Raw genomic sequence first — 24,537 nt, forward strand, 5'->3', positions numbered from 1 at the left:
GGTCTCACTCAGGACGTCAGGTATTCGGGTGTGTTGACCGCGGCGGCGACCAACTGCGGCGGCGTGCGCACCAGCGGCGCCAGCGCGTCGGCGGTCCGGTCCGACCAGTCGCCGACGCCGATCAGGTAACCGACCGCGTCGATGCGGTCGCGGGGGGCGGCGTCTTCGACGCTCGAGAGGTCGCCCGCGTGCGCCAACTGCGTCGCGGCCCGCAGGCGCGCCCCCGCGCTGGCGGTGGACAGCCACACCTGGCCGCGGGGCCAGCCGCCGACGTTCGGCGGGTAGAACGGGCGCTGCCCCAGCGCCCGCAGGGTCGCGTCGGCGAGCTTGCGCTGCGTGGGGTTGTCGACGGGCACGCGCAGTGTCCGCAGCACGCCGACGAGCCATTCGACCGGGGCGTTGACTCGCGTGGACCGCGCGCCGGTGAACTCGCCGTCGGTCAGGATCGCCCGGGTCAGCGCCCGCAGGTCGCGTCCCGGGCCGTACGCGGCGATCAGGCGGTCGAGCGCCTGCGGTGACGGCGGGTCGTCGGAGGCCAGCTGCTGCCACAGGCGCCCCGCGACGTATTCGGCCGATTTGGGCTGTGCCAGCACGGCGTCGCAGAACGCCGCGGCGTCGAAGTCGCGGGTGGACCCGAACAGCGTCTTGGCCGTCGGGTCGTGGCGTTTGGGGAGCACCGCGGTTTGGCCGTCGGCGCCGATCACCCATCCGGTCAGCGCGCGCGCGCCGGCCCGCACGTCGTCCTCGGTGTAGCCGTTGCCGTGGCCCAGCGCGAACAGCTCCATGAACTCGCGGGCCAGGTTTTCGTTGGGGGCCTTGGCCGTGTTGGTCTGCCCGTCGAGCCAGCGCAGCATCGCCGCGTCGGTCAGCATCGCGTAGGCCAGCTTGCGGAAATCGCCGAGCGCCCCGGCGCGCAGCTTCTGGTTTTGCGCGCCCATGTACGCGGCCACCCGGACCTTCTGCGCGGAGGTGGCGAAGTGGTTGTGCCACAACAGGGTTAGCTTCTCGTGGACCGGCTGTCCGACGGCGACCATGCGGCTCAGCCACCAATCCGACAACACGCGCTGCTGCTCGGACAATGCGGCGTTGTACTGCTTGCGGGCCGCCTGCGGCGCGCCCTTGCCGGGCGCGCGCGGCGCCTCCAGGCTGGGCATCGGGGTGGCCACGGCGCCGGCGTCCGCGTTGGGGTCGGTGGCCAGGATGGCGTCGACGTATTCCGGCCAGTCGCGGGTGGCCACCGCGTCGACCTCGGGCCCGGTCACCCCGAACCCGGCCCGACGCAGCGCGCGGGCCGTGGTGATCCACCGCGTGGACTGCCCCGGCATGTCCATAACTGTGCGATACGAACCTATGTCTGCGCTGTGTGTCTGCCTGTGGCCTTGCGTCTGAGCTGACGGCGGGATTCGGGCGATTTTCCCGCCGTGTACGCACACGAAAAGCCGCCCATTCACACTCAGCCGCCCTGTGGATAGCTGTAAACACCGTCACCCGTCGGAGTGCGACCGTTCCGACATGGAATTGGGAAAACCGTTCATCGGCAGCGAGGCACTGGCTTCCGGGGCGTTGAACCGGCATCAACTGCGCACGCGTTATAGCGCGGTCTTTCCGAACGTCTACCTACACAACGGCGCCGAGCCGTCCCTTGAGCAGCGGATCGCCGCGGCCTGGCTGTGGTCGCGACGCCAGGCGACGATCGTGGGCGCGGCCGCCGCGGCGCTGCACGGCTCCAAGTGGATCCCCGACAATGTTCCGATCGAGCTCAATCACGCCAACACCCGACCGCCCCTCGGCGTGCTGACCCGGCGCGATGCCCTGCTCGAGGGCGAGACGCAAGTCATGGACGGGCGCGCCGTCACCACGCCCGAGCGGACGGCGTTCGACGTCGGCCGGCGCGGCGCCATCCGCTCGGCGGTCGTCCGGCTCGACGCGCTCGCGCGCGCAACGGGTTTCAAGACCGAGGACGTGCTGCGCATCGCGAAGTGCCATCCCCACGCGCCCGGGTTGCGGCGACTGGAGACCGCGCTGGAGCTGGTCGACCCGGGCTCAGCGTCACCCAGGGAGAGCTACCTGCGGCTGTTGCTCATCGATGCCGGGTTGCCACGGCCGCAGACCCAGATACCGGTGCTCGGCGTGGACGGCCTGCCGGTCGCCCACATCGATGTGGGTTGGGACGAGTACATGGTCGGCGTCGAATATGACGGTGATCAACACCAGACCGATCGTCGCCGGTACGTCTACGACATCCAGCGCTTGGAGACGCTCGAGCGAATGGGCTGGATCATCGTCCGGGTCGTCGCTGAGGATCACCGCGCGAATATTGTGCGCCGAGTGCGCGCGGCGCTGATCGAACGCGGTTGGGCTGCATGCTGACCCGTTGAGTGTGAGCTCTGGGTTTTGAGTGTGAGCCGGCGGCGGGATCCCGGCGATTTTCCCGCCCAGGATTCACACTGAAAGCCCACGATTCACACTCGAACTCATCGGCCGTTGAGTGTGAACTGACGGCTTTCAGTGTGAAGTGGTGGAGGGATCCGGGCGATTTTGCCGCCCAGGATTCACACGGAAAGCCCACGATTCACACGAAGGCAAACCCACAAAGAAGCTAGAACGTGCTCGTGGGCCGCACCTTGTTCGCCATGTCCACCAGTGTGTAGCGGTGCCGCTGCGTGGGCGCGACGCGGGCCAGGCTGCGCAGCGACGCCTCGACGCCCAGTCGCAGGCCGTGCTCGGTGAACGGGAAGCCGAGGATGTGATTGGTGCTGGCCTCGTTGTCCTGCAGCCAGTCCATCGCGCCGCCAAGCACCAGGGCGCGGATCTGTAGCACCCGCGGCTCGGTGGGCGGGAGCGCCTCGACGCGGCGGGCGGCGTCGCGGATCTGCGCCTCGGTGATCTCGCGGGTGGAGCGGCCGGACATCAGCGTCACCGCGCTGGTCAGCCGCGCGGTGGTGAAATGCCTTGAGGTGGGCGGGACTTCGTCCAGCGTGTTGACCGCCTCTTCACGATTGCCCTCGGCCGAAAGGGCTCTGGCCAGACCGAAGGCGGCGGAGATCACGCCGTCGTTGGTCTTCCACACCGTCTCGTAGAACTTGTGCTCGTCGGGATTGCCGGCCAGCTCGGCAGTGGCGGCCAGCGCCAGCTTGGGCGCGAGCTCGCCGGGGAAGGTGTCCAGCACCTCGGTGAAATGCTTTGTGGCCGACTCGTAGTCGCCGGTCAGCAGCTCGGAGACGGCCCGATACCACACCAGCCGCCACCGCCAGCCGACCCGCTCGGCGAGGTCGTCGAGCTTGCGGGTGGCCTTGGCCACGTCGCCCAGGTCCAGCAGCGCGCGGACCTCCATCAGCGGCAGCTCGATCGACTCGGCCACCTCGATGCCGTCGGCGTCCAGCGAACCGTGCCGCGCGGCGCGCAGCGAGTCCAGCGTCTGCACCGGCTGGGAGAGCACCGTCGCCTGCAGCACCGGGGCGGCGACGTCGGTCGGATCGACCAGTGGCACCGGCAGCGCGGTCACGATCTCCCGGGCCGTCAGCTTCTCCGAATGGACCTGGCCGTCCAGGTACACGTCGGTGTGCGCGACCAGCAGATCGACCCCGAACGTCGACCGGCTGGGGGAGAAGATCGTCGACAGGCCGGGCCGCGGGATCCGGGTGTCCTGGGCGACCACCTCCCGGAGCACACCCATCAACTGCGCCGACATCTCCTCGGCGGTGGAAAACCGGCGCCTCGGGTCGGGGTCGGTCGCGCGGCGCAGCAGCCGGCCGTACGAGTCGTAGGTCTTCAGCACGGGATCGTCGTCCGGCAACCCGTCGACGTAGCGGCCGTTGCGGGTGCGCAGGTTCAACGTCAGCGCCGCCAGCGTGCGCCCCACCGTGTAGATGTCGGTGGCCACCGTCGGGCCGGTCCGCACGATCTCCGGCGCCTGGAAACCCGGTGTGCCGTAAAGATATCCGAACGAATTGATCCGCGACACCGCGCCCAGGTCGATCAGCTTGAGCTGCTCCTCGGTGAGCATGATGTTCTCCGGCTTCAGGTCGTTGTAGACCAGGCCGATCGAATGCAGGTAGCTCAGCGCGGGCATGATCTCGAGCAGGTAGGCGATGGCCTCGGAGACGGGCAACTTCTCGGACTTGCCGTCCTTGAGGTTGCGCCGCAGCGACTGCCCGCCGATGTACTCCATGACGATGTAGCCGACCGGCTCCCCGTGCCGGTCGGTGTGCTCGACGAAGTTGAAGATCTGCACGATCTGCGGGTGCACCACCTCGGCCAGGAACTGGCGCTCGGCCATCGCGATCGCCTGCGCTTCGGCGTCACCGGAATGCACCAGGCCCTTGAGCACCACCGGGCGGTCGTTGACGTTGTGGTCGACCGCCAGGTAGACCCAGCCCAGCCCGCCGTGCGCGATGCAGCCCTTCACCTCGTACTGGCCCGCGACGATATCGCCCGGATTCAGCTGCGGCAGAAACGAATACGGGCTGCCACAGGCGGGGCACCAGCCCTCCGACGCGCCCTTGCCCTCGGAGCCCGACCGGCCGACGGGCTTTCCGCAGTTCCAGCAGAAGCGCTTGGACTCCGGCACCACCGGATTGGTCATCAGCGCCTCGAGCGGATCGATGTCGCGCACGCGCGGGATCTCGACCAGCCCGCCGCCGAGCTGACGGGTCGGCGGCAGCACCCGGGTGGCCACCGTCATCCGCTCCGGCGCCTCGATGTCTATGCCCGGGATGAGGAAATCGTCGTCGTCATCGTCGTCGAAGTCGGGGCGGAACAACGCCTGAGTGGCCTGCGGCCGCGACTCCGCCGCCGCACCGGTTTGCACGTCGGGCGCCTGGGTGCCGACGTCCTCGGAATCCATCGGCTCGGCCATCAGTCCAGATACCTCGGCGTGGGCGGGGCGGGTGCCGGCCCCAGAACCGTCAACCACTTGCGGTACAACGTGTTCCACGTCCCGTCACGACGGATGCGCTCCAGCGTGCCGTTGACGAACCGGACCAGCCCGGGATTGTTGAGGTTGACGCCGATGCCGTACGGCTGGGTGGCCATGTTCGGTCCGACGATGTGCAGGTACGGGTCCTCCTCCACCAGCCCGGCCAGGATGGAGTCGTCGGTGCTGACGGCGTCGATCTCACGCTGCTGCATGGCCACCAGGCAGTCGGCCCAGTTCACCACCGACACGATGACCGGCGCCGGATCGATCTGCTGGATCCGATGCAGCGACGTCGTGCCCCGGGCCACGCAGACCCGCTTGCCGGACAGGTCGGCCGCCCGGACGATCGGCGAGTCGCGCGGGGCCAGGATGCGCTGGTTGGCGTCGAGGTAGACGGTGGAGAAGTTCACCAGCTTGCGCCGCTCGCAGGTGATCGTCATGGTCTTGACGACGACGTCGACCTCGTTGCGCTGCAGCGCGGTGACGCGTTCCTCCGACGACAGGATGCGGTACTCGACGTGCGAGGGGGCGCCGAAGATGTCGCGTGCGATCTCGCCGGCGATGTCGACGTCGAAGCCGGTGATCTCGCCGGTGATCGGGTCGCGGAAGCTGAACAGGTTGCTGCCGATGTCGAGCCCGACGATCAGCCTGCCGCGGGCCCGGATGTCGGCGACGGCGGCGTCCGCCTCGGCCTTGTTGGGGAAGGGGCGCAGGCTCGCGGTCAGGTCGCAGCCCTGGCTCGGGTCGTCCGGCGGCAGCGGCGGCTCCGGGGGCAACTGCTGCATGCCGACCGGCGTGGGCGGCGGCAGCGTCGGCGCGGTGGCCACGGTCAGCGTCTCGGTATGGCTGCAGCCCGCGAGCAGGCCGACCGCCGCGAGTGCCACCAGGCAGCGCCTGATCACCGGTACTCCCTGAGCCGCGGCCACAGGCCCAGCGCCACGGCGATGGCCGCGCCGAGGGACAGCACCACGCCGCCCACCTGGGCGCCGGACAACCCGCTGCGCGCGCTGAGCACGTCGTTTCGCAGGTGGGTGCGGCTCTGATCCATCGCCTTGCCGAGCTCGTCCTCGAGTTTGTCGAACGCCGGGGTGGAGTCGTCCTCGCCGCTGCCGAGCGCGACCTGGGTGGCGGCGCGGTAGTTGCCCACCGAGATGTAGGAGTTGATCCGGTCGTTGGCCTGCCGCCAGCGCAGCAGGAGCTGATCCGCACCCTGCAGGTCCGGCTTGTCGACGGCGTCGCTGCGCGACATGTACTGGTCGAGCTGGGAGTGCATGGAGTCGATGCGCTGGTAGAACGACTGCTTGCGCATCTCCTCGTCACCGCGGCGGATCAGCGAAAGCGTCTCGTCGGCCCGCGCCTGCTGGGCGGTGATGGCGACGTTGGTGACGGTCCGCAGCGACTCCGCGGCGGTGTCCTTGGCGCTGCGACTCGCGGTCGTCGAAATGGTCAGCGCGGTTCCGACCCATACCACCATGACGAGGATACCGAGGGCGCCGACGACCAGCCCCGGGTTGATTCGGCGCCGGGTGCGGCGGGCCAGCCAGCGATGCGAGAACGCGCCGAAGACCACCGTGCTGGCGACGACGAGGATCACCGGGGCGGGGAAGTGAGTGGACGCGGTGGTTTCGCTGTCCACCCGATCGGAGGTCGCCTGATACAGCTGCGCCGCGTCGGGCAGGATCTGCGACTGCATCAGCCCGGAGGCCTCCGACAGGTACGACGACCCGACGGGATTGCCTTCCCGGTTGTTGGTCCGCGCGATCTCGATCAGCCCGGTGTAGACGGCCAACTCGGCGTTGAGCCGGCCCAGTAACTGCACCAGGGGTTCGTCGGTCAGCCCGCTCGACGCCCTCGTCACGGCCACCGCGGCGTCGGTGATGGCCTGCTCGTAGCGCTGCCGGACCGGGCGCGGTTCGGCCTGCGCGATGAACGCGGTGGCCGCCGCGGCGTCGGCCACCGACAGCGTGGTGTAGAGCCGTCCGGCGGCGAACGACAGCGGCTCGGTGTGGTTGAGCACCGTGGACAGCACCTGCTGCCGGTGGTTGATGGTCGTCGAGGTGGCGAACGCGCTGGAGACGCCGAGGGCCGCCAGCACGATCCCGATGGTCAGGATGCGGCCCGGCGTCGTGGAGATGAACCACCAGCGCGGGTGTGCCGGTTCGGCCGGGGACCGCGACCCCTTTGGTTCGGTCGACGGGTGCGCCAGCTCAACCGTCACGTCTACTCAGCCCTCATAACTTTCGGCCCACGAACCTGGATAAGCGAATTCTAAGAGAATGTTCGGGCGGATGGGGGGAGGCGAGTCAATTGACCGGCGGGGTCGCCTGCATATCCTGATCTCGTGCAGGGCGACGGCGACGGATGGGTGGTATCCGACAGCGGCGCCCACTACTGGGGCCGCTACGGCGCGGCCGGCTTGCTGTTGCGCGCGCCGCGGCCCGACGGCACGCCCGCGGTCCTGCTGCAGCACCGGGCGGTGTGGAGTCACCAGGGCGGGACGTGGGGCCTGCCGGGCGGCGCGCGGGACAGCCACGAGACGCCGGAGCAAACCGCCGTCCGCGAGGCGCACGAGGAGGCCGGCCTGCGGGCCGAGCGGCTCGCCGTGCGCGCCGCGGTCGTCACCGCCGAGGTGACCGGGCTCGGCGGCACCAGCTGGACTTACACGACCGTCGTCGCCGATGCGGCCGAGTTGCTGGACACCGTCCCCAATCGGGAAAGCGCCGAGATGCGCTGGGTCGCCGAGAGCGAGGTGGCCGACCTGCCGCTGCATCCCGGCTTCGCGGCCAGCTGGCAGCGGCTGCGCACTTCGCCCGCGTTGTTGCCGCTGGACTACGGCGACGAACGGCGCCAGCACCTGCCGCGGACACTCGAGGTCGAGGCCGGGGTCTTCGTGTGGTGCATGCCGGGTGATGCCGACGAGGAGCCGTCGCAGCTGAGCCGCCTGGTCAGCTCGCTGCTGCAAGCGCCGACCTGAGCGCCTCGGCCGCGGCCCGCGGATCCTCGGCCGCGGTGATCGCCCGCACCACCACGATCCGGCGGGCACCGGCGTCGAGCACCTCGGGCAGCCGCGGGCCGTCGATGCCGCCGATCGCGAACCACGGCTTGTCCCCACCGAGCTGGGCGGCCGCACGCACCAGGTCCAGCCCCGGCGCGGCACGGCCGGGCTTGGTCGGGGTGGGCCAGCACGGCCCGACGCAGAAGTAGTCGGCCGCGCCGGCGGCGGCGGTCATCTGGCAAGTGTCGTGGCTGGACAGGCCGATCAGCACCTCCGGCCCGACGATGTCGCGGGCCACGGCCGGCGGCAGGTCCCCCTGGCCCAGGTGCAGCACGTCGGCGCTGGCCGCGCGGGCGATATCGGCGCGGTCGTTGACTGCGAACAGGGCGCCGTGCCGGCGGGCCGCGTCGGCCAGGACCTCGAGCGCGGCCAGCTCGGCGCGGGCCTCGAGCGGACCGAACCGCTGCTCACCCGGCGACCCCTTGTCGCGCAGCTGGACGATGTCGACCCCGCCGGCCAGCGCGGCGTCGACGAACTCGGCCAGGTCGCCGCGCTCGCGGCGCGCGTCGGTACACAGATACAGCCTGGCCGCCGCCAGGCGGGTGGACGGTTGGTGCACACCGCGACGCTAGCGCGCTAGCGTGGAACCCGAAGAGCACGGGAGTCCTAGCGACCGGGGACTGAGAGTGGGCGCGCACGCCCTTACCGTCACACCTGATCCGGGTCATGCCGGCGAAGGGAGCAAAGGATGCAAGACTCACTGGCCGTCATCGGCGGCGGTGTCATCGGGCTGTCGGTGGCGCGCCGCGCGGCGCGGGCCGGATGGTCGGTCGTCGTGCACCACACCGGGGAACCGGGTGCGTCATGGGTGGCGGGCGGGATGCTCGCCCCGCACAGCGAGGGTTGGCCCGGCGAAGAGCGGTTGCTGCGGCTGGGCCTGGAGTCGTTGCGGCTGTGGCGCGAGGGCGGCTTCACCGACGGCTGGCCGCCGGGGGTGATCACCGCCCGCGAGTCGCTGGTGGTGGCCGTCGACCGCGCCGATGTCGCGGACCTGCGCACCGTCGCCGACTGGTTGTCCGAGCAGGGCCATCCGGTGGTGTGGGAGCCGGCCGCCCGCGAGGTCGAACCGCTGCTGGCGCAAGGGATCCGGCACGGCTTTCGCGCGCCCACCGAGCTGGCGGTGGACAACCGCGCCGTGCTGGGCGCGCTGGGCCGGGACTGCGAGAGCCTCGGGGTGCGGTGGGCCGGGCCGGTGAACGACCTCAAGCGGGTCGAGGCGGACGCGGTGGTGATCGCCAACGGCATCGACGCGCCTGCGTTGTGGCCGGGGCTGCCGGTGCGGCCGGTGAAGGGCGAGGTGCTGCGCCTGCGCTGGCGAAAGGGATGTATGCCGTTGCTGCAGCGGGTGATTCGCGCCCGCGTGCACGGGCGACAGGTGTACCTGGTGCCGCGCGGGGACGGGGTGGTCGTCGGCGCCACCCAATACGAGCACGGCCGCGACACGGCCCCGGTGGTGTCGGGGGTGCGGGACCTGCTTGACGACGCGTGCGCGGTGCTGCCGGCGCTCGGCGAGTACGAGCTGGCTGAGTGCGCGGCCGGGCTGCGCCCGATGACGCCCGATAACCTGCCCCTCGTGCAGCGCGTCGACGAGCGAACCCTGGTCGCGGCGGGCCACGGCCGGTCCGGGTTCCTGCTAGCGCCGTGGACCGCCGAACAGGTTGTCGCCGAGCTGGTTCCGGTCGGGGCGCGGTCATGATCGTCACGGTCAACGAGAAAACGGTCGAGGTCGACGAGCAGACCACCGTGGCCGCGCTGCTGGAGTCGCTGGGGTTCCCCGCCCGCGGCATCGCAGTGGCGATGGACGACGCCGTACTCCCGCGATCCGACTGGACGGCAATACTTTTTGATGGTGCCCGACTCGAGGTGGTGACGGCGGTGCAGGGTGGCTAGAGGCGAATTGTCCCCTTCCTCCTCGGGCCAACCTGGCCCGCATCCTCAGGGCACGGAAGCGAAACTGACGATCGCGGATCGCAGCTTCGCCTCGCGGCTCATCATGGGCACCGGGGGAGCGACGAACCTGGCGGTGCTCGAAGAGGCGCTGATCGCGTCGGGCACCGAGCTGACCACCGTGGCGATCCGCCGCGTCGACGCCGAGGGCGGGACCGGGCTGCTGGACCTGCTCAACCGGCTGGGCATCACGCCGCTGCCCAACACCGCGGGCTGCCGCGGCGCCGCCGAGGCCGTGCTCACCGCCCAGCTGGCCCGCGAGGCGCTGGACACCAACTGGGTCAAGCTCGAGGTGATCGCCGACGAACGCACGCTGCTGCCGGACGCCGTCGAATTGGTCCGCGCGGCAGAGCAATTGGTGGACGACGGGTTCGTCGTGCTGCCGTACACCAACGATGACCCGGCGCTCGCCCGCCGGCTCGAAGACGCCGGGTGCGCGGCGGTGATGCCACTGGGCGCGCCCATCGGCACCGGCCTGGGCATCACGAACCCGCACAACATCGAGATGATCGTCGCGCGGGCCGGCGTCCCGGTGGTGCTCGACGCCGGCATCGGCACCGCGAGCGACGCCGCGCTGGCGATGGAATTGGGTTGCGACGCGGTGCTGTTGGCGACCGCGGTGACCCGCGCCGCGGACCCGCCCGCTATGGCCGCCGCCATGGCCGCGGCCGTCACCGCGGGATACCTGGCGCGGCGGGCCGGGCGGATCCCCAAACGGTTCTGGGCCCAGGCGTCGTCCCCCGAGCCATGAAACGTTATGTCGCGCTGGGCAGTTCGATGGCCGCCGGCCCCGGCATCCGGCCCCGCGCCGAGGGCGCCCCGCTCTGGTCGGGCCGATCCGCCCGCAACTACCCGCACCTGGTCGCCGAACGGCTGAGCCTCAAGCTGGTCGACGTCACCTTTTCCGGCGCGACCACCGCCCACGTGCTCGCCGATCACCAGCGCGGCTGGCCGCCGCAGATCACCGCGCTGGACGGCTCGGAGGCCGTGGTCACGGTGACCATCGGCGGCAACGACGTCGGCTACGTTCCGCTCTTGATGGCCGCGTCGCTGCCGCACGCCGCGCGGCGCCTGCCGCTGCTGGGCGGGCTGATATCCGAACTGCTGGACCGTGAAACGCGCGATCGGGCGCTGGCCGACGTGTTCGATTCGTTGTGCGCGGTCGGGGCGGCGGTGCGGCAGCGCTCCCCGAAGGCCCGGGTCGTCTTCGTCGACTACCTGACCATCCTGCCGCCCGCCGACGCTCCGGCCCCGCCGCTGCGTCAGGCGGACGCCGACCTCGGGCGGCACGTGGCCGCGACCCTCGAACGCCGCACCGCCGACGCGGCCGCGGCGACCGGGTGCGAGATCGTCGGCGCCGCCGCGGCCAGCCGGGACCACCACGCCTGGTCCGCCGAGCCGTGGACGACCACCCCGGCGCGCTACGGCGTGTCCCTGCCCGGGCGCCCCGCCCCGCTGCATCCCAACGACGCCGGGATGCGCGCCGTCGCGGATTTACTTGCCGCGCAACTGTAAAAGCTCAGCCGTTGGTGCGCCACCACTGGTAGAGCGCGTTGACGTCGGTGTTGGACGCGCGGATGTGGCTCAACACGTTCTTGGCGTCGGTGGTCCAGGTGATGACCGCCGCGTTCTTATAGGTCCCGCACGCCACCTGGCCCGCCGTCGCGCCGGTGCTGCCCGTGTGCCAGGTGCCCGGTGACTGGCCGTTGTCCCCGCACGGGCTCAGCGATACGCCGTTGATGCCGCCGGTGAACGCGGCGGCCAGGTCGCTGCCGTTGCTGTAGAGCTGGTAGACGCCGGCGGCCGGGCCGTTGGGGTCGGGGCTCTGCCCGCAGTCGAGCTCGGCCAGGATCGGGCCGGACAGCGGGGCCGGCTGGCAAGTGTTGAGGCCGTAGCCCTTCGACAGATTGGCGGCCAGCGTGTTGATGTCCGCCGAGCTACCCGTGCCGGGATCCGCGGTCGCCGTGGCGGTGCCGACGATGACCGAAGCGCCCATGAGCGCCGCGGCCGACGCCGCCCGCAACGCCTTGGTGAGAGGGGACATTCTGAACTCCTTTGTTGTGTTGGAAAACCAAGCGACCGAGCGTCTTTCGGGCCTCAGCCGTTCGCACGCCACCACTGGTAGAGCGCGGGGACGTCGTTGTTCGACCCACGGATGAGGCTCAAGATGTTCTTGGCGTCCGTGGTCCAGATGATCTCCGCGGCATTCTGGTATGTCCCGCACGCCACCGATCCGGAGTTGGCGTTGTTGCTGCCCTGGTGCCAGGTGGTGGGCGACTGGCCGGCGTCCCCGCACGCGGTGAGCACGTCGTCCTTGATGCTGGTCTTGAACGAACCGGTCAGGTTGTCGGTGTTGTTGAACAGGATGTACCTGGCCTGAATCGGGCCGCTCGGGTCGGGGCTCTGCCCGCAGGTGAGCACGGCGAGTTCACCGGCGTCGAGGTTTCCGGCCGTGCAGTTGTTGAGCCCGTAGCCTTTCGACAGATTGGCGGCCAGCGTGTTGATGTCCGCCGAGCTACCGGTATTGGTGGGGTCCGCGGCCGCCGTGCTGGCACCGGCGAACGCGCAACTGCCCGCGGCCACGGTGGCCGCCGCGGCGCGCAGCGCCCTGCTGAGTTGAGGCATCATTGGCTCCTAACGGTGCGTCGCTCACCGGAAATAGTGCATCCGCTAAAGGGATCGTAGGGCTATGTCCTGTCCATGCAACACATTCCGCTGGAAATTATCTGTCTGGGCATTATTGTCGGATTCGGCGACGAAAGTTATCGGGTCAGCAAACCGGTTGCCAGCCAGCGACTTTCGGGTTCGTCCGGGGCTACTCGCCCGATGGGCGGCAACGCGAGCGGCCCCGGCGGAACGGGCGCGCGGCCGGCGGAAACGGCGAATTTCGCCGAGATAGTGCCCTCGCGGCGCCGCTCCGGTATGGTAAGCACCGCTCGACGCCAGCTAACTCGCCTCGACTGGAGAATCCATGACACAGCCGCCCCCTCCGCCCGGATACCCGCCACAGCAACCTGCGGGGCAAGCGCCGAACAACTACTTGGTGTGGTCGATTCTGGTGACGCTCTTCTGCTGTCTGCCGTTCGGGATCGTGGCGATCGTCAAGTCCAGCCAGGTCAATGGTTTGTGGGCACAGGGCCGGTACGCAGAGGCTCAGGCGTCCGCCGACAGCGCCAAGAAATGGGTGATCTGGTCCGCCGTCATCGGTGTGGTCGTGGGTGTCATCTACGCCATCTTGATGGCGGTTGGTGCGCTGAACACCAACACGAATGCGGCGCTTGCCGCGATGTTCTAAGCCGGCGTCGCGATCATGGTGACCCGCCCAGGGTCGGTGCGCCTGAGTTTGGGTGCGCCGCTCCTGGTTGCGGCGTCCACCACCCTGGTCTGCGCCGCGACCTGGGTGGGTGATCCGACGACCCCGGGTGGGCCTCTGCCGGTGTGTCCCACCAAGGCCCTGTTGGGCATCGACTGCCCGGGGTGTGGCAGTGCCCGGATGTTGTATTCGCTGATGCACGGCAACGTGTTGGCGGCCGCCAGGTTCAACGCGCTGGGCCTGGTGGCGCTGGTGTTGCTGGTGTGGGCGTACGGCGCGTGGACCTTCGGCCGGGTGACGGGCCGGCCGGTCCGGGGCTGGCAGCACCAGCGCTGGGCGGCCGCGGTGACGCTGGTGCTGGTGGCGGCCTGGTTCGTGGTGCGCAATCTGCCCTTTGCGCCATTCACCGCGCTTTATGTTTAGCCTCAGGCCCCTGCTCGCCGTGGTCGCCCTGACCGCGTTTCTGGCGGGTTGCTCGCATGGCCGCAACGGCTCGCAGCCGGCCGCCGGTGACGCGGCCGAGTTCGCGACCTCGGTGCACGACAAGGTCACTACCGACGCCATGATGGCGCACCTGTCGAAACTCCAGGACATCGCCAACGCCAACAATGGCACCCGCGCGGTGGGCACCCCCGGCTACGACGCCAGCGTCGACTACGTGGTGAACACGCTGCGCCACAGCGGCTTTGACGTTCAGACGCCCGAATTCTCGGCCCGGGTCTTTCACGGCGACAAGCCGACGGTGACGGTCGGCGGGGTGGCCGTGGAGGCGCGGCCACTGGACTTCAGCCTCGGCACCCCGCCCGACGGGGTGAGCGGGCCGCTGGTGGCGGTGCCGGCAGGGGCCGACCCGGGCTGCCATCCCTCCGACTTCGACGGGGCGCGGGGCGCAGTGGTGCTGGTCGACCGCGGCACCTGCCCGTTCGCCCAGAAGGAGGACGCGGCGGTGCAGCGCGGCGCCGTGGCGATGATCATCGCCGACAACGTCGACGAGCAGCAGATGGGCGGCACCCTCGGGCCCGACACCGACGTGAAGATCCCGGTGGTCAGCGTCACCAAGTCCACCGGGCTGCAACTACGCGGGCAGCCGGGACCGACCACGATCAAGCTCAACGCCAGCGTCCAAACCTTCAAGGCCCGCAACGTCATTGCGCAGACCAAGACCGGGTCGACTACCGACGTGGTGATGGCGGGCGCGCACCTGGACAGCGTGCCCGAGGGCCCCGGCATCAACGACAACGGGTCCGGAGTGGCCGCCGTCCTGGAAACCGCGGCGCAGCTGGGGAATTCGCCGCCGGTGCACAACGCGGTGCGGTTCGGCTTTTGGGGCGCGGAGGAACTCGGGCTGATCGGCTCGCGCAACTATGTGGAATCGCTGAACCTCGAAGCGCTCAAAGACATTGCGCTGTACCTGAACTTCGACATGCTCGCATCGCCGAACCCGGGCTACTTCACCTATGACGGGGACCAATCGCTGCCCGCGGACGCCCGCGGTCAGCCGGTGGTGCCGGAAGGCTCGGCCGGCATCGAGCGCACCCTGGTCGCCTATTTGAAGTCTGCGGGCAAGATCGCGCAGGACACCTCGTTCGACGGGCGTTCGGACTACGACGGATTCACGCTGGCCGGCATCCCGGCGGGTGGGCTGTTCTCGGGCGCCGAGACCAAGATGTCCGCCGATCAGGCCAAGCTCTGGGGCGGCACCGCCGACGCGCCCTTCGACCCCAACTATCATCAGAAGACCGACACGCTCGACCACATCGATCGCATCTCACTGGGCATCAACGGCGGCGGCGTGGCCTACGCGGTGGCCCTCTACGCGCAGGACCTCGGCGGCCGAAATGGCGTGCCCGTGTTGGCCGATCGCACGCGTCACGTGCTCAACAAGCCATGATCCGTCGGCTGGCCGCGGCGCTGGCGCTGATCGGGTTGGTGGCGGGGTGCTCGTCACCGCGGCCGGCGCCCCCGTCGTCGGCGGCGCCGGATCTGGCCCGGGGACTGGCGGCGAAAGTGACCGCCGACCGGATGGTCGCGCACCTGCGCGCGCTGCAGGGCATCGCCAACGCCAACCGCGGCAGCCGCGCCGACGGCACGCCGGGCTACGACGCCAGCGTCGACTACGTGGCGAAGGCGTTGCGCGACAGGGGCTTTAAGGTCTCGACCCCGCAGTTCGACCGGCTCTACAATGTCTCGCCCGGTAAACCCGCGCTGACGGTGGCCGGACGCACGTATCAGGTCGACCAGGCGTCGATGCTGGTTCGCACGGCGCCCGGCGGCCTGACCGGACCGGCGGTTCACCCCGCGCGGCCGTCGGGCTGCACCTCCGGCGATTACCCGGCCGCGCTGCCCGCGGGCGCGATCGCCGTCGTCGACGACGCGGGCTGCTCGGTTGTCGACAAGCAGAACAGCGCCGTGGCCCGGGGCGCCGCGGGGCTGATCGTGCTCAGCGCACCCAACGGGCAGGGCGCTCCGCCGACGCTGTTCGGCCCCGGCTATTTCAAGCAGCTGACCGTGCCGGTCGCCGTAGTCGGGGCCAACGGCGCCGCGGCGCTCGCGCACGACACCGCGCCGGTCCGTCTGGTGCTGGACGCCGAGAACCGCACGATCTCGTCACGAAACGTGTTGGCGCAGACCGAAACCGGCTCCCCGCACGAGACGATCGTGGTCGGCGCGCATCTGGACAGTCCGCGCGACGGTCCGGGCATCAACGACGACGGCACCGGCGTGGCGGCGGTGCTGGAAACGGCGCTGCAGCTGGGACCGTTGGCGGCGGTGAACAACGCGGTGCGGTTCGCGTTCTGGGGCGCCGACGAGGACGGCCGGGGCGGCGTGATGGATTACGTCTTCGGCATGGACCGCGATCAGCTCAACGACATCGCGATGTACCTCGACTTCACCATGCTCGGTTCGCCGAACGCCGGCTTCTTCACCGACGACGGCGACCAGTCCGGTCCGCCCACGCCGGGAATCGCATTCGGCGACGTGCCCGAGGGTTCGGCCGGCATCGAGCGCACCCTCGGCGGCTACCTGAACCTGGCCGGCAAGCGGCCCGCCGACATGCCGTTGGCCACCATGGCCGACTACCACCCGTTCATGGTCGCGGGCGTGCCGGTCGGGGGCCTGACCGCCGGTGCTTCGCAGATCAAGACCACGGTGCAGGCGCGGCTGTGGGGCGGTCAGGCGGGCGTCCCGTTCGACCCCAACTTCCAGAGCCCCCGCGACACCGTCGACACCGTCAATCGAGACGCGTTGGCGGTCATGGGTTCTGGCGCGGCGTTCGCGGTGGGCACCTACGCGGAGTCGATCGGCGGCGTCAACGGCGTCCCGCCGCACGACAAGCGGCATCGCACCCGGGTGCCCTAGCTGTTCATCGGGTGTCGGACGGCCGTGGCATACTCGAACGTATGTTCGATACTCGGCTTCATGAGTACTGGGAGCCCCCGCAGACCGAGCGCTCTGCCGCGCTGATCGGGCGCATGTGCGCGTCGTGGCGGGCGGAGGCCCGCGCGGCGGCGGATCGGTTGGACGCGATCGGGGAGCTGTTCGAGCTGCGTCGCGCCCAGCGTGGGGAGGAGGCCGATTGGGCCGTGGACACCTGGGCGGCGGTGGGCGCGGAGGTGGCTGCCGCGTTCCGGACCAGCCTTGCGATGGCGGGCAGTTATCTACGCTACGCGTTGGCGATGCGGGAGCGGCTGCCGATGACGGCGGCTGCATTTCGCGCAGGCGACATCGATTACCGGTTGTTTCAGACATTGGTGTATCGCACCGACTTGATCACCGATCCCGAGGTGCTGTCCCGAGTGGATGCCGAATTGGCGGTGCGCGCTGCGCGGTGGCCGTCGATGACCCGGGGTCGGCTGGCCGGCGAGATTGATCGGCTTGTCGCGGCGGCAGACCCGGATGCCGTGCGCCGCAACAAGGACCGCGTCCAGCGGCGCGAGGTGACGATCTGGGAGACCGAGCCCGGGATGTCGGAGGTTTATGGCCGATTGTTCAGCACCGACGCCAACGCGCTCGAGCAGCGTCTAGAGGCACTGGCCGCCACCGTGTGCGAGGCCGATCCGCGCACTCGTGATCAGCGGCGCGCCGACGCGCTGGGGGCGCTGGCCACCGGGGCCGTTCGGCTGGGGTGCCGGTGCGGCACGCCCGACTGCGCCGCGGGTGGGCGTGTGCCGGGGCCGGTGGTTATCCGTGTCGTCGCCGCGCAGGCCACCGTCGAGGGTCGTGGGACAACTCCGGCGGCCCTCCTGGGCGCGGAGGAGCTGATTCCCGCCGAGCTTGTCGCCGAACTGGCCAAAACCGCCACACTGAGGCCACTTTTCGCGCCGACCGATCCGGAGCCCGGCTACACCCCGTCGACCAAGCTGGCCGACTTTGTGCGGTGCCGGGATTTGACCTGCCGGGCCCCGGGCTGTGACCGGCCCGCCACCCACTGCGACATCGACCACACCATCCCCTACGCCGACGGCGGGGCAACCCACGCGTCGAACCTCAAATGCCTTTGCCGCCTGCATCATCTGCTGAAGACCTTTTGGGGCTGGGAGGACACACAGCTGCCCGACGGCACGGTCATCTGGCGGCTTCCCGGCGGGCACACCTATGTGACCACCCCGGGCAGCGCCCTGCTGTTCCCCAGCCTGTGCGCACCGACCCGGTCATGCCACCGGGTCACCCCGGCCGAGCGCCGCGGGGAGCGCACCGCGAGGATGCCGTTGCGCTCCAAGACTCGCGCCCAAAACCACGCCGCGCGCATAGCTACCGAACGCCGACACAACCGCCAAGCCCGCGAAGCTCGCCCACCCGAAGCCTGGAGTTACGTCGGGCCAGCCCCACCGGCCGACGACGAAGAACCGCCGCCCTTTTAAGGGATCATCGGGGCACCGGCAATTTACCGGGTGAATACCGCCCGGCCCGAAGAAATTTGGGCTGTCAGAGTTAGCCAGGGCATCTAGAATGAGATCCCTTTGATGCTGCCTTGCAGCCCGGTCGGGATGAGGTTTGTCATGAATGTGCGCGGGCGGAGACGACGTCTGAAGGCGGCAATCGCCTGCGCAGGCGTCGTGCTCGTGGTGGCGGGCTGCACCACGATGGTCGACGGGCGGGCGCTGTCGATGCTCAACGACCCCTTCCGGGTGGGCGGCCTGCCCGCGACCAGCGGTCCCAGCGGGATCCGCGCGAACGCACCGGACCCCACCGGCACGGTGATCAACACCGACAACGGGCCGATCGACAAGCTGTCCCTGCTGTCCATCAACGACATCGAGGACTACTGGAAGTCGGTGTACAGCGAATCGTTGAAAGGTACTTTCATCCCGGTCGCCAAGATGGTGTCCTACGACTCCGACAATCCGAATAGCCCGATCGTTTGCCATAGCGAAACCTATAAGCTCGTCAACGCCTTTTTCACGTCCCGCTGCAACCTCATCGCCTGGGACCGCGGGGTGTTCATGGCCGTCGCGCAACGCTATTTCGGTGACATGTCCGTGAACGGTGTGTTGGCACACGAATTCGGCCATGCATTGCAGCAGATGGCGAAATTGGTGACCCGTACGGACCCAACCATCGTCCGCGAACAGCAGGCCGATTGCTTCGCCGGCGTCTACATGTACTGGGTGGCCGACGGCAAGTCGCCGCGTTTCACGCTGAGCACCGCCGACGGGCTCGACCACGTGCTGGCCGGGATCATCACCACACGGGACCCGGTCCTGGACGCCGACACCACCAACGACGACGAACACGGGTCGGCGCTGGACCGGATCAGCGCCTTCCAGATGGGCTTCATCAACGGCGCCTCGGCGTGCGCGGCGATCAACAAGCAGGAAATCGCCCAGCGTCGCGGCGACCTGCCGACCGCCCTTCGGACCGACTCCAGCGGGGATCCCGAGACCGGTGAGGTCCCGATCAACGAAGACACGTTGTCGACGCTGATGGAACTCCTGGGGAAGATCTTCTCCCCCAAGAGTCCACCGACGCTGTCGTACAAGCCGGCCGACTGCCCCGACGCTAAGCCCAGCCCGCCCGCGTCTTACTGCCCGGCCACCAACACGATCGTCGTCGACCTGCCCGGGCTAGCGCAGGCCGGCAAGGTTTCAGCCGAGAGCGAGCGCACGCTGCCGCAGGGCGACGACACCGCGCTGTCGATGGTGATGTCCAGGTACGCCCTGGCGGTGCAGCACGAACGCGGCCTGGCGATGCAGAGTCCCTGGACCGCGCTGCGCACCGCGTGCCTGACCGGTGTCGTGCATCGCAAGATGGCCGAACCGATCGAGCTGGCGTCCCAGAAGCAACTCGTGCTGACGGCCGGTGATCTCGACGAAGCCGTCTCCGGCCTGCTGATCAACCACCTGGTCGCCAGCGACGCCGATGGCACCAGCGTGCCGGCCGGGTTCACCCGGATCGCGGCCTTCCGCGGCGGCGTCGCCGGCAACATGGACGCCTGCTACTCGCGCTATCCTGGCTAGGCTCAGGCGATTTCGGCGATCCTGGGCGCCACCTCGTCGCCGAACCGGCGGATGAAGCCGACGGGGTCGGGGTTGCCGGGCACGGGACCCGTGTTGATCATCTCGAAGCCAAGCTCGGCGCACCGCTCGACCGTCTTCAGGTACGCGTCGGTGTCCGCGAAGGGGTCGTCGAAAAATCCGACCGTTTTGCGGATCTCGCCGGGATCTCTGCCGGCCGCGTCGCAGTGGCGGTTCAGCACGTCGACCTTGTGCTTGAGTGCCTCGACATCGCTCGTCGTGCTGTTCCAGACGTCGGCGTACTGTGCCACCAGCCGCAGCGTCTTCTTCTCGCCGTCGCCGCCGATCAGGATCGGGGGCCGCCGAATCGGTTGCGGCACACAGATTGTCTCGGCCAACTGGTAGTGGGTGCCGGCGTACGGGCCGTCGTTGTCGCTCCACATCTGCAGGCAGATCTGCAACGTCTCTTCCAGCATCTCGAACCGTGTGCTCAGCGGCGGATACGGGACGCCGAGGGCGATGTGTTCGCGGTCGTACCACGCCGCGCCCAGGCCCAGCATCGACCGGCCCGCCGACAGCACGTCCAGGGTCGTCACCGTCTTGGCCAGCACGCCCGGGTAGCGATAGGTGACCCCGGTGACCAGCAGGGCCAGCTCGATCGTCGTGGTCTGCCCGGCCAGGAAGCCTAGCGAGGTGTAGCCCTCGAGGAATGGATCCTCAGCTCGCCCAACGTTTTCCATCTGAAAGAAATGGTCGGCCAGGGTGAACAGCGTGGCGCCGCCCTGCTCGGCGGCCTTGGCCGCGTCGGCCAGCGTCGGACCCAGCCTCGCCGGATCGCCCGGCAGGAAGTCGATGAAGTGAACGGCGTATTCCATTGCAGTTTCCCCTCTTTTTCGTCAGTCGGTCAGACGCTCGAGCAGCGACAGCGCATCGAGGATGACGCGGCGTTCCCGTTCGGAATACCGCTCCTGGATGGCGCGCGCCAGCCACTCCTCCCGCACCCGGCGGTCGCTCTCGGCGCGCCGCCGGCCCGCGGCGGTCAACGAAATCACCTGGCGCCGACCGTCTTCGGGGTCCGGCGTGCGTTGGATGAGCCCGCGTTGCTCGAGCGCGGCCACGATCGTGGCCATCGACTGCGGTCGCACCCCTTCGGCGCCGGCCAGCGCGCTGGCCGACGACGCGCCCTCTTTCCAGAGCCGGGTGAGCACCGCGGTCTGGGACGGCGTGAGGTCCTCGTCGACCCCCAGACTCCGCAGCCGGCGTCGCAGCCGGCTGAACAGCACCCGCAGATCGCGGGCGGCCGCCACGGCCGAGTCACTGATGCCGTCCATGACACCACCCTAAATTAGTCAGTTGAAACTGTCCAGTTTCAACTGACTAAGGCGTCACGTCATGCAGACGTTGGCGAAGAGCAGGACGGGCCACGACACGATCGACCCCAGGAACGACACCGCCAGGTCGATGCCGTGCATCTGATGCAGATGCTCGGTGTGGGTCGTCGACCAGATGGTTCCCACCAGCAGGTAGGGGGTGCCGAGGATGAGCGCGATGGCCATCAGCTGGGCGATGCTCAGCCGGTATTCGAGCACTCGGCGAAGTTTTTCCAACATTGTTGCCGATTATGCTAATCGAACCAGCCGCAGCGCGGCCTCGATCGCGAGGGCGGGCACGTCGAGGGTTTTGGAGCGCAGGTCGTGGCGCGCGCCGGTGATCTCGACGACCTCGGTCGGCGCGGTGATCAGCGCTGCGGCGGCGCGCAGTTCGTCGGGCGTGCCGAACGGGTCGGACGTCCCGTGGGTGAACACGGTGGGCACCCGGATGTCGGGAAGGTGCTCGGTGCGGGGACGGTCCGGCTTGCCCGGGGGATGAACCGGATACGAGAACAGCGTCAGCACGTCCACCGGAACGTCACCCTCGGCCACGACCATGGACGTCTGCCGCCCGCCGTAGGAGTGACCGCCGGCAATCAGCGGGCCGCCGGATAGGCTGCGGCACAACGTGATCGCCTCGACGATGCCCTCGCGGTCACCGGCCGCGGACCCGGACGGCGGCCCCATGGGCCGGCGCCGGCGGTAGGGCAGGTTGTAGCGCACCGCGAGCCAGCCGCGCCGCGCCCACTCGTCGCAGACCTGTTGCAGCAGAGGCGATTCCCGGTCACCGCCGGCGCCGTGTGTCAACACCACGACACCGGCCGGTGCTCCGTCGGGTTCGTGAGCGACGCCCGCGATCGCCTCCAGGTTCATGACAGCCGAAACAGCGGTGAGACGGGTCCGTGGCCGGCGCCCAACGGGTAGGCGGCGCGCAGGGATTCGGTGACCCAGCGCTTGCCGAACCCGACCGCCTCGGGCACGGTGAAGCCGTGCGCCAGCGCGCACGCGACCGCGGTCGCCAGCGTGTCGCCGCCGCCGTGGTCGTTGCCGGTGGGCAGCCGCTGCGAGTCGAACTCGTGGAACTCGGCGCCGTCATAGAGCAAGTCGCAACTGCGGTCCGAGGAGCGCAGGTGGCCGCCCTTGACCAGCACCCAGCGCGGGCCCAGCGCGTGCAGCGCCTTGGCCGCCTCCCGCTGGGACCCCGCATCCACTACGTCGACGTCCACCAGCAGCCGCACTTCGTCCAGGTTCGGCGTCACCAGCGTGGCGAGCGGAAACAGTTGGCCGCGCAGTGAATCCAGGGCCGACGCCGCGAGCAGCGCGTCGCCGTGCATGGACGCGCACACCGGGTCGACGACGAGTGGCACCGTCAGCCCCAGCCGGCGCCAGGTGGCGGCCACCGCCGCGATGATGGCCGAGGACGCCAGCATCCCGGTCTTGGCGGCCTGGATGCCGATGTCGGTGACCACGGCCTCGATCTGATCGGCGACGACGTCGTCGGGCACCTCGTGGAAGCTCTTGACTCCCAACGTGTTCTGCACGGTGACCGCGGTGACCGCCACGCAGGCGTGCACGCCCAGCAGCGCCATGGTGCGCATGTCGGCCTGGATGCCCGCGCCGCCCCCCGAGTCCGAGCCGGCGATGGTCAGCACGCGCAACGGCGTGGCGCCGGGCGCGGCTAGGGGCAGGAAATTCACTGCGTGATCGGCAGATACACCCGATTGCCGTGCTCGGCGAACTCCTGCGACTTCTCGGCCATCGCGGCCTCGATCGCCTCCTCGCTGTCGAGGCCGTGCGCGGCGGCATAGTCGCGGACGTCCTGCGTGATGCGCATCGAGCAGAACTTCGGGCCGCACATCGAGCAGAAGTGCGCGGTCTTGGCGGGTTCGGCGGGCAGGGTCTCGTCGTGGTATTCGCGCGCGGTGTCGGGGTCCAGCGACAGTGCGAATTGGTCGTGCCAGCGGAACTCGAAGCGCGCCTTGGACAGCTCGTCGTCGCGCTCCTGCGCGCGCGGGTGTCCCTTGGCCAGGTCGGCGGAGTGGGCGGCGATCTTGTAGGCGATCACGCCGTCCTTGACGTCCTTGCGGTCCGGCAGCCCCAGGTGTTCCTTGGGCGTCACGTAGCACAGCATCGCGGTGCCGGCCTGGGCGATGATCGCCGCGCCGATCGCCGACGTGATGTGGTCGTAGGCCGGCGCGATGTCGGTCGCCAGGGGACCCAGCGTGTAGAACGGGGCCTCCTCGCACAGCTCCTCTTCCAGCCGCACGTTCTCGACGATCTTGTGCATCGGGATGTGCCCGGGGCCCTCGATCATCACCTGTGCGCCATGGGCTTTCGCGATCTTGGTCAGCTCGCCCAGGGTGCGCAGCTCGGCGAACTGGGCGGCGTCGTTGGCGTCGGCGATCGAACCGGGCCGCAACCCGTCTCCGAGCGAGAAGGTGACGTCGTAGCGCGCGAAGATCTCACACAATTCGGCAAAGTTCGTGTACAGGAACGACTCCTGGTGATGGGCCAGACACCAGGCCGCCATGATCGAGCCGCCGCGCGACACGATCCCGGTGACCCGCTTGGCGGTCAGCGGCACGTACCGCAGCAGCACGCCGGCGTGCACGGTCATGTAGTCCACGCCCTGCTCGCACTGCTCGATCACGGTGTCGCGGTAAATCTCCCAGGTCAACCGGGTCGGATCGCCGGTGACCTTCTCCAGCGCCTGATAGATCGGCACGGTGCCCACCGGCACCGGCGAATTGCGCAGGATCCACTCGCGGGTCTCGTGAATGTTCTTGCCCGTGGACAGGTCCATGATGGTGTCGGCGCCCCAGCGGGTGGCCCACACCATCTTGTCGACCTCTTCGGCGATCGACGACGTCACCGCCGAATTGCCGATGTTGGCATTGACCTTGACCGCGAACGCCTTGCCGATGATCATCGGCTCGCTCTCGGGGTGGTTGTGGTTGGCCGGGATCACCGCGCGGCCGCGGGCGACCTCGTCGCGCACCAGTTCGGCGGCCACGCCCTCGCGGGCGGCGATGAACGCCATCTCGGCCGTGATCTCGCCGGCCCGGGCCCGCTGCAGCTGGGTGCCGCGGTCGCGGACCACGCCGGGCCGCGCCGGCAGCCCGGCCGTCAGGTCGATCACCGCGTCCGGGTCGGTGTAGGGCCCGGAGGTGTCGTAGAGGTCGAAGTGGTCCCCGGTGGAGAGGTTGACCCGCCGGAAAGGCACGCGCGCGCCGGGCACCCCCTCCAGCTCGCGATAGGCCTTGCTGCTGCCCGCGATGGGTCCGGTGGTGACGGACGGCGCCGCTGTTGACAGGGTGTCGGTCATTCTGTGCTCCCTACGCCGGCATTACCCGGTCAGGTTCGTACGGTCGACGGCCCCGAGCCGTCCTCTCAGCGCACTCGGCGTGCGCTCCCGCGTGTTGTGGATGGGTCCGCCCGCGACGTTACCCCCTGAGCGGTAGCCGGGAGTACCCACCGGG

At 69.5% G+C, this 24,537-nt stretch carries 25 protein-coding genes and 2 riboswitches; of the genes, 12 read left to right on the top strand and 13 right to left on the bottom strand.

Annotated elements, in window-relative coordinates; translation table 11 throughout:
- Positions 1 to 8: 8 nt before the first annotated feature.
- Positions 9 to 1,325 carry a DUF1800 domain-containing protein gene (locus AWB92_RS16875; RefSeq protein ID WP_085187748.1) on the bottom strand — a complete coding sequence of 439 codons (1,317 nt, stop codon included), beginning with the start codon at positions 1,323 to 1,325 and terminating at the stop codon, positions 9 to 11.
- A 193-nt stretch (positions 1,326 to 1,518) separates the two neighbouring features.
- Between AWB92_RS16875 and AWB92_RS16880 the strand changes: the two genes are divergently transcribed.
- The gene (locus AWB92_RS16880) at positions 1,519 to 2,370 is read left to right on the top strand and encodes a hypothetical protein (RefSeq protein ID WP_173817435.1); all 852 of its coding nucleotides are present in this window, start codon (positions 1,519 to 1,521) and stop codon (positions 2,368 to 2,370) included.
- Positions 2,371 to 2,599: 229 nt separating this feature from the next.
- Here AWB92_RS16880 and AWB92_RS16885 read toward each other — a convergent pair whose 3' ends face one another.
- The 3 genes from AWB92_RS16885 to glnX are packed head-to-tail and all read right to left on the bottom strand — an operon-like array spanning position 2,600 to position 7,136.
- Positions 2,600 to 4,858: a serine/threonine-protein kinase PknG gene (locus tag AWB92_RS16885; protein WP_068188832.1), complete on the bottom strand. Its 2,259-nt coding sequence runs from the start codon at positions 4,856 to 4,858 to the stop codon at positions 2,600 to 2,602.
- Positions 4,858 to 5,820, bottom strand: a complete 963-nt coding sequence (locus tag AWB92_RS16890) for a glutamate ABC transporter substrate-binding protein (protein ID WP_241523488.1) — start codon at positions 5,818 to 5,820, stop codon at positions 4,858 to 4,860. The genes AWB92_RS16885 and AWB92_RS16890 overlap by 1 nt, the downstream gene beginning before the upstream one ends.
- Positions 5,817 to 7,136 (bottom strand): protein kinase G-activating protein GlnX, encoded by a 1,320-nt coding sequence (glnX, locus tag AWB92_RS16895; RefSeq protein WP_068101351.1) that lies wholly within the window; start codon positions 7,134 to 7,136, stop codon positions 5,817 to 5,819. The genes AWB92_RS16890 and glnX overlap by 4 nt, the downstream gene beginning before the upstream one ends.
- A 123-nt stretch (positions 7,137 to 7,259) precedes the next feature.
- Here glnX and AWB92_RS16900 point away from each other — a divergent pair, with 123 nt between their 5' ends.
- Complete coding sequence (locus tag AWB92_RS16900) at positions 7,260 to 7,892, top strand: NUDIX hydrolase (RefSeq protein WP_085187516.1); 633 nt, start codon at positions 7,260 to 7,262, stop codon at positions 7,890 to 7,892.
- Here AWB92_RS16900 and thiE read toward each other — a convergent pair.
- Complete coding sequence (gene thiE / locus AWB92_RS16905; protein ID WP_085187519.1) at positions 7,864 to 8,532, bottom strand: thiamine phosphate synthase; 669 nt, start codon at positions 8,530 to 8,532, stop codon at positions 7,864 to 7,866. The two genes, AWB92_RS16900 and thiE, sit on opposite strands and share 29 nt — an antisense overlap.
- A gap of 28 nt (positions 8,533 to 8,560) precedes the next feature.
- A riboswitch (TPP riboswitch) is annotated at positions 8,561 to 8,671 on the top strand.
- Between thiE and thiO the strand changes: the two genes are divergently transcribed.
- The 4 genes from thiO (at position 8,662) to AWB92_RS16925 (ending at position 11,435) form a co-directional block, all read left to right on the top strand.
- On the top strand, positions 8,662 to 9,669 hold the full coding sequence (thiO, locus tag AWB92_RS16910) for a glycine oxidase ThiO (RefSeq protein ID WP_085187522.1): 1,008 nt from the start codon (positions 8,662 to 8,664) through the stop codon (positions 9,667 to 9,669). Its footprint overlaps the riboswitch before it by 10 nt.
- A complete protein-coding gene (gene thiS / locus AWB92_RS16915) occupies positions 9,666 to 9,863 on the top strand; it encodes a sulfur carrier protein ThiS (protein WP_085187525.1) in 198 nt (65 codons plus the stop codon). Before thiO ends, thiS begins: the two co-directional genes overlap by 4 nt.
- Before the next feature lie 103 nt (positions 9,864 to 9,966).
- Positions 9,967 to 10,671, top strand: a complete 705-nt coding sequence (locus AWB92_RS16920; RefSeq protein WP_241523496.1) for a thiazole synthase — start codon at positions 9,967 to 9,969, stop codon at positions 10,669 to 10,671.
- A complete protein-coding gene (locus AWB92_RS16925; protein WP_085187528.1) occupies positions 10,668 to 11,435 on the top strand; it encodes an SGNH/GDSL hydrolase family protein in 768 nt (255 codons plus the stop codon). Before AWB92_RS16920 ends, AWB92_RS16925 begins: the two co-directional genes overlap by 4 nt.
- 4 nt (positions 11,436 to 11,439) lie before the next feature.
- Here the strand turns inward: AWB92_RS16925 and AWB92_RS16930 are convergent, their stop codons facing one another.
- Both AWB92_RS16930 and AWB92_RS16935 read right to left on the bottom strand, forming a co-directional pair.
- The gene (locus tag AWB92_RS16930) at positions 11,440 to 11,964 is read right to left on the bottom strand and encodes a serine/threonine protein kinase (RefSeq protein ID WP_068101516.1); all 525 of its coding nucleotides are present in this window, start codon (positions 11,962 to 11,964) and stop codon (positions 11,440 to 11,442) included.
- Between the two features lie 53 nt (positions 11,965 to 12,017).
- Positions 12,018 to 12,545, bottom strand: coding sequence for a serine/threonine protein kinase (locus AWB92_RS16935; protein WP_085187756.1), 528 nt, complete (start codon positions 12,543 to 12,545; stop codon positions 12,018 to 12,020).
- 346 nt (positions 12,546 to 12,891) lie between these two features.
- Between AWB92_RS16935 and AWB92_RS16940 the strand changes: the two genes are divergently transcribed.
- The 6 genes from AWB92_RS16940 to AWB92_RS16965 all read left to right on the top strand — a co-directional run bounded on the left by AWB92_RS16940 (position 12,892) and on the right by AWB92_RS16965 (position 19,691).
- Positions 12,892 to 13,215, top strand: a complete 324-nt coding sequence (locus tag AWB92_RS16940; RefSeq protein WP_068101329.1) for a CD225/dispanin family protein — start codon at positions 12,892 to 12,894, stop codon at positions 13,213 to 13,215.
- A gap of 15 nt (positions 13,216 to 13,230) precedes the next feature.
- Complete coding sequence (locus AWB92_RS16945) at positions 13,231 to 13,656, top strand: DUF2752 domain-containing protein (protein ID WP_085187531.1); 426 nt, start codon at positions 13,231 to 13,233, stop codon at positions 13,654 to 13,656.
- Complete coding sequence (locus AWB92_RS16950) at positions 13,649 to 15,124, top strand: M28 family metallopeptidase (RefSeq protein WP_085187534.1); 1,476 nt, start codon at positions 13,649 to 13,651, stop codon at positions 15,122 to 15,124. The genes AWB92_RS16945 and AWB92_RS16950 overlap by 8 nt, the downstream gene beginning before the upstream one ends.
- On the top strand, positions 15,121 to 16,593 hold the full coding sequence (locus tag AWB92_RS16955; RefSeq protein ID WP_085187537.1) for a M28 family peptidase: 1,473 nt from the start codon (positions 15,121 to 15,123) through the stop codon (positions 16,591 to 16,593). Before AWB92_RS16950 ends, AWB92_RS16955 begins: the two co-directional genes overlap by 4 nt.
- Positions 16,594 to 16,634: 41 nt before the next feature.
- A complete protein-coding gene (locus tag AWB92_RS16960) occupies positions 16,635 to 18,095 on the top strand; it encodes an HNH endonuclease signature motif containing protein (protein ID WP_085187540.1) in 1,461 nt (486 codons plus the stop codon).
- A 138-nt stretch (positions 18,096 to 18,233) separates the two neighbouring features.
- The gene (locus tag AWB92_RS16965) at positions 18,234 to 19,691 is read left to right on the top strand and encodes a peptidase (protein WP_085187543.1); all 1,458 of its coding nucleotides are present in this window, start codon (positions 18,234 to 18,236) and stop codon (positions 19,689 to 19,691) included.
- A gap of 2 nt (positions 19,692 to 19,693) precedes the next feature.
- Here the strand turns inward: AWB92_RS16965 and AWB92_RS16970 are convergent, their stop codons facing one another.
- The 6 genes from AWB92_RS16970 to thiC form a co-directional block, all read right to left on the bottom strand.
- The gene (locus AWB92_RS16970) at positions 19,694 to 20,563 is read right to left on the bottom strand and encodes an LLM class F420-dependent oxidoreductase (RefSeq protein WP_085187547.1); all 870 of its coding nucleotides are present in this window, start codon (positions 20,561 to 20,563) and stop codon (positions 19,694 to 19,696) included.
- Between the two features lie 21 nt (positions 20,564 to 20,584).
- Positions 20,585 to 21,019 (bottom strand): MarR family transcriptional regulator, encoded by a 435-nt coding sequence (locus AWB92_RS16975; RefSeq protein WP_085187550.1) that lies wholly within the window; start codon positions 21,017 to 21,019, stop codon positions 20,585 to 20,587.
- 54 nt (positions 21,020 to 21,073) lie between these two features.
- On the bottom strand, positions 21,074 to 21,298 hold the full coding sequence (locus tag AWB92_RS16980; RefSeq protein ID WP_068188036.1) for a hypothetical protein: 225 nt from the start codon (positions 21,296 to 21,298) through the stop codon (positions 21,074 to 21,076).
- Positions 21,299 to 21,307: 9 nt separating this feature from the next.
- Entirely contained in the window at positions 21,308 to 21,931 is a 624-nt protein-coding gene (locus tag AWB92_RS16985) for an alpha/beta family hydrolase (protein ID WP_085187553.1), read from the bottom strand.
- Positions 21,928 to 22,755, bottom strand: coding sequence for a bifunctional hydroxymethylpyrimidine kinase/phosphomethylpyrimidine kinase (gene thiD, locus AWB92_RS16990; protein ID WP_085187556.1), 828 nt, complete (start codon positions 22,753 to 22,755; stop codon positions 21,928 to 21,930). The genes AWB92_RS16985 and thiD overlap by 4 nt, the downstream gene beginning before the upstream one ends.
- A complete protein-coding gene (gene thiC / locus AWB92_RS16995; protein ID WP_085187559.1) occupies positions 22,752 to 24,383 on the bottom strand; it encodes a phosphomethylpyrimidine synthase ThiC in 1,632 nt (543 codons plus the stop codon). The genes thiD and thiC overlap by 4 nt, the downstream gene beginning before the upstream one ends.
- Positions 24,374 to 24,484: riboswitch (TPP riboswitch) on the bottom strand. Its footprint overlaps the gene before it by 10 nt.
- Between the last annotated feature and the right edge of the window lie 53 nt (positions 24,485 to 24,537).

The organism is Mycobacterium sp. IEC1808 (assembly GCF_002101935.1).
Taxonomy (GTDB): Bacteria; Actinomycetota; Actinomycetes; order Mycobacteriales; family Mycobacteriaceae; genus Mycobacterium.

Coding starts and splice junctions, on each gene's coding strand:
- AWB92_RS16875 (WP_085187748.1), bottom strand. CDS start 1,325: ATGCCGGGGCAGTCCACGCGGTGGATCACCACGGCCCGCGCGCTGCGT.
- AWB92_RS16885 (WP_068188832.1), bottom strand. CDS start 4,858: ATGGCCGAGCCGATGGATTCCGAGGACGTCGGCACCCAGGCGCCCGAC.
- thiO (WP_085187522.1), top strand. CDS start 8,662: ATGCAAGACTCACTGGCCGTCATCGGCGGCGGTGTCATCGGGCTGTCG.
- thiS (WP_085187525.1), top strand. CDS start 9,666: ATGATCGTCACGGTCAACGAGAAAACGGTCGAGGTCGACGAGCAGACC.
- AWB92_RS16920 (WP_241523496.1), top strand. CDS start 9,967: ATGGGCACCGGGGGAGCGACGAACCTGGCGGTGCTCGAAGAGGCGCTG.
- AWB92_RS16925 (WP_085187528.1), top strand. CDS start 10,668: ATGAAACGTTATGTCGCGCTGGGCAGTTCGATGGCCGCCGGCCCCGGC.
- AWB92_RS16930 (WP_068101516.1), bottom strand. CDS start 11,964: ATGTCCCCTCTCACCAAGGCGTTGCGGGCGGCGTCGGCCGCGGCGCTC.
- AWB92_RS16935 (WP_085187756.1), bottom strand. CDS start 12,545: ATGCCTCAACTCAGCAGGGCGCTGCGCGCCGCGGCGGCCACCGTGGCC.
- AWB92_RS16940 (WP_068101329.1), top strand. CDS start 12,892: ATGACACAGCCGCCCCCTCCGCCCGGATACCCGCCACAGCAACCTGCG.
- AWB92_RS16945 (WP_085187531.1), top strand. CDS start 13,231: ATGGTGACCCGCCCAGGGTCGGTGCGCCTGAGTTTGGGTGCGCCGCTC.
- AWB92_RS16950 (WP_085187534.1), top strand. CDS start 13,649: ATGTTTAGCCTCAGGCCCCTGCTCGCCGTGGTCGCCCTGACCGCGTTT.
- AWB92_RS16955 (WP_085187537.1), top strand. CDS start 15,121: ATGATCCGTCGGCTGGCCGCGGCGCTGGCGCTGATCGGGTTGGTGGCG.
- AWB92_RS16960 (WP_085187540.1), top strand. CDS start 16,635: ATGTTCGATACTCGGCTTCATGAGTACTGGGAGCCCCCGCAGACCGAG.
- AWB92_RS16965 (WP_085187543.1), top strand. CDS start 18,234: ATGAATGTGCGCGGGCGGAGACGACGTCTGAAGGCGGCAATCGCCTGC.
- AWB92_RS16970 (WP_085187547.1), bottom strand. CDS start 20,563: ATGGAATACGCCGTTCACTTCATCGACTTCCTGCCGGGCGATCCGGCG.
- AWB92_RS16975 (WP_085187550.1), bottom strand. CDS start 21,019: ATGGACGGCATCAGTGACTCGGCCGTGGCGGCCGCCCGCGATCTGCGG.
- AWB92_RS16980 (WP_068188036.1), bottom strand. CDS start 21,298: ATGTTGGAAAAACTTCGCCGAGTGCTCGAATACCGGCTGAGCATCGCC.
- AWB92_RS16985 (WP_085187553.1), bottom strand. CDS start 21,931: ATGAACCTGGAGGCGATCGCGGGCGTCGCTCACGAACCCGACGGAGCA.
- thiC (WP_085187559.1), bottom strand. CDS start 24,383: ATGACCGACACCCTGTCAACAGCGGCGCCGTCCGTCACCACCGGACCC.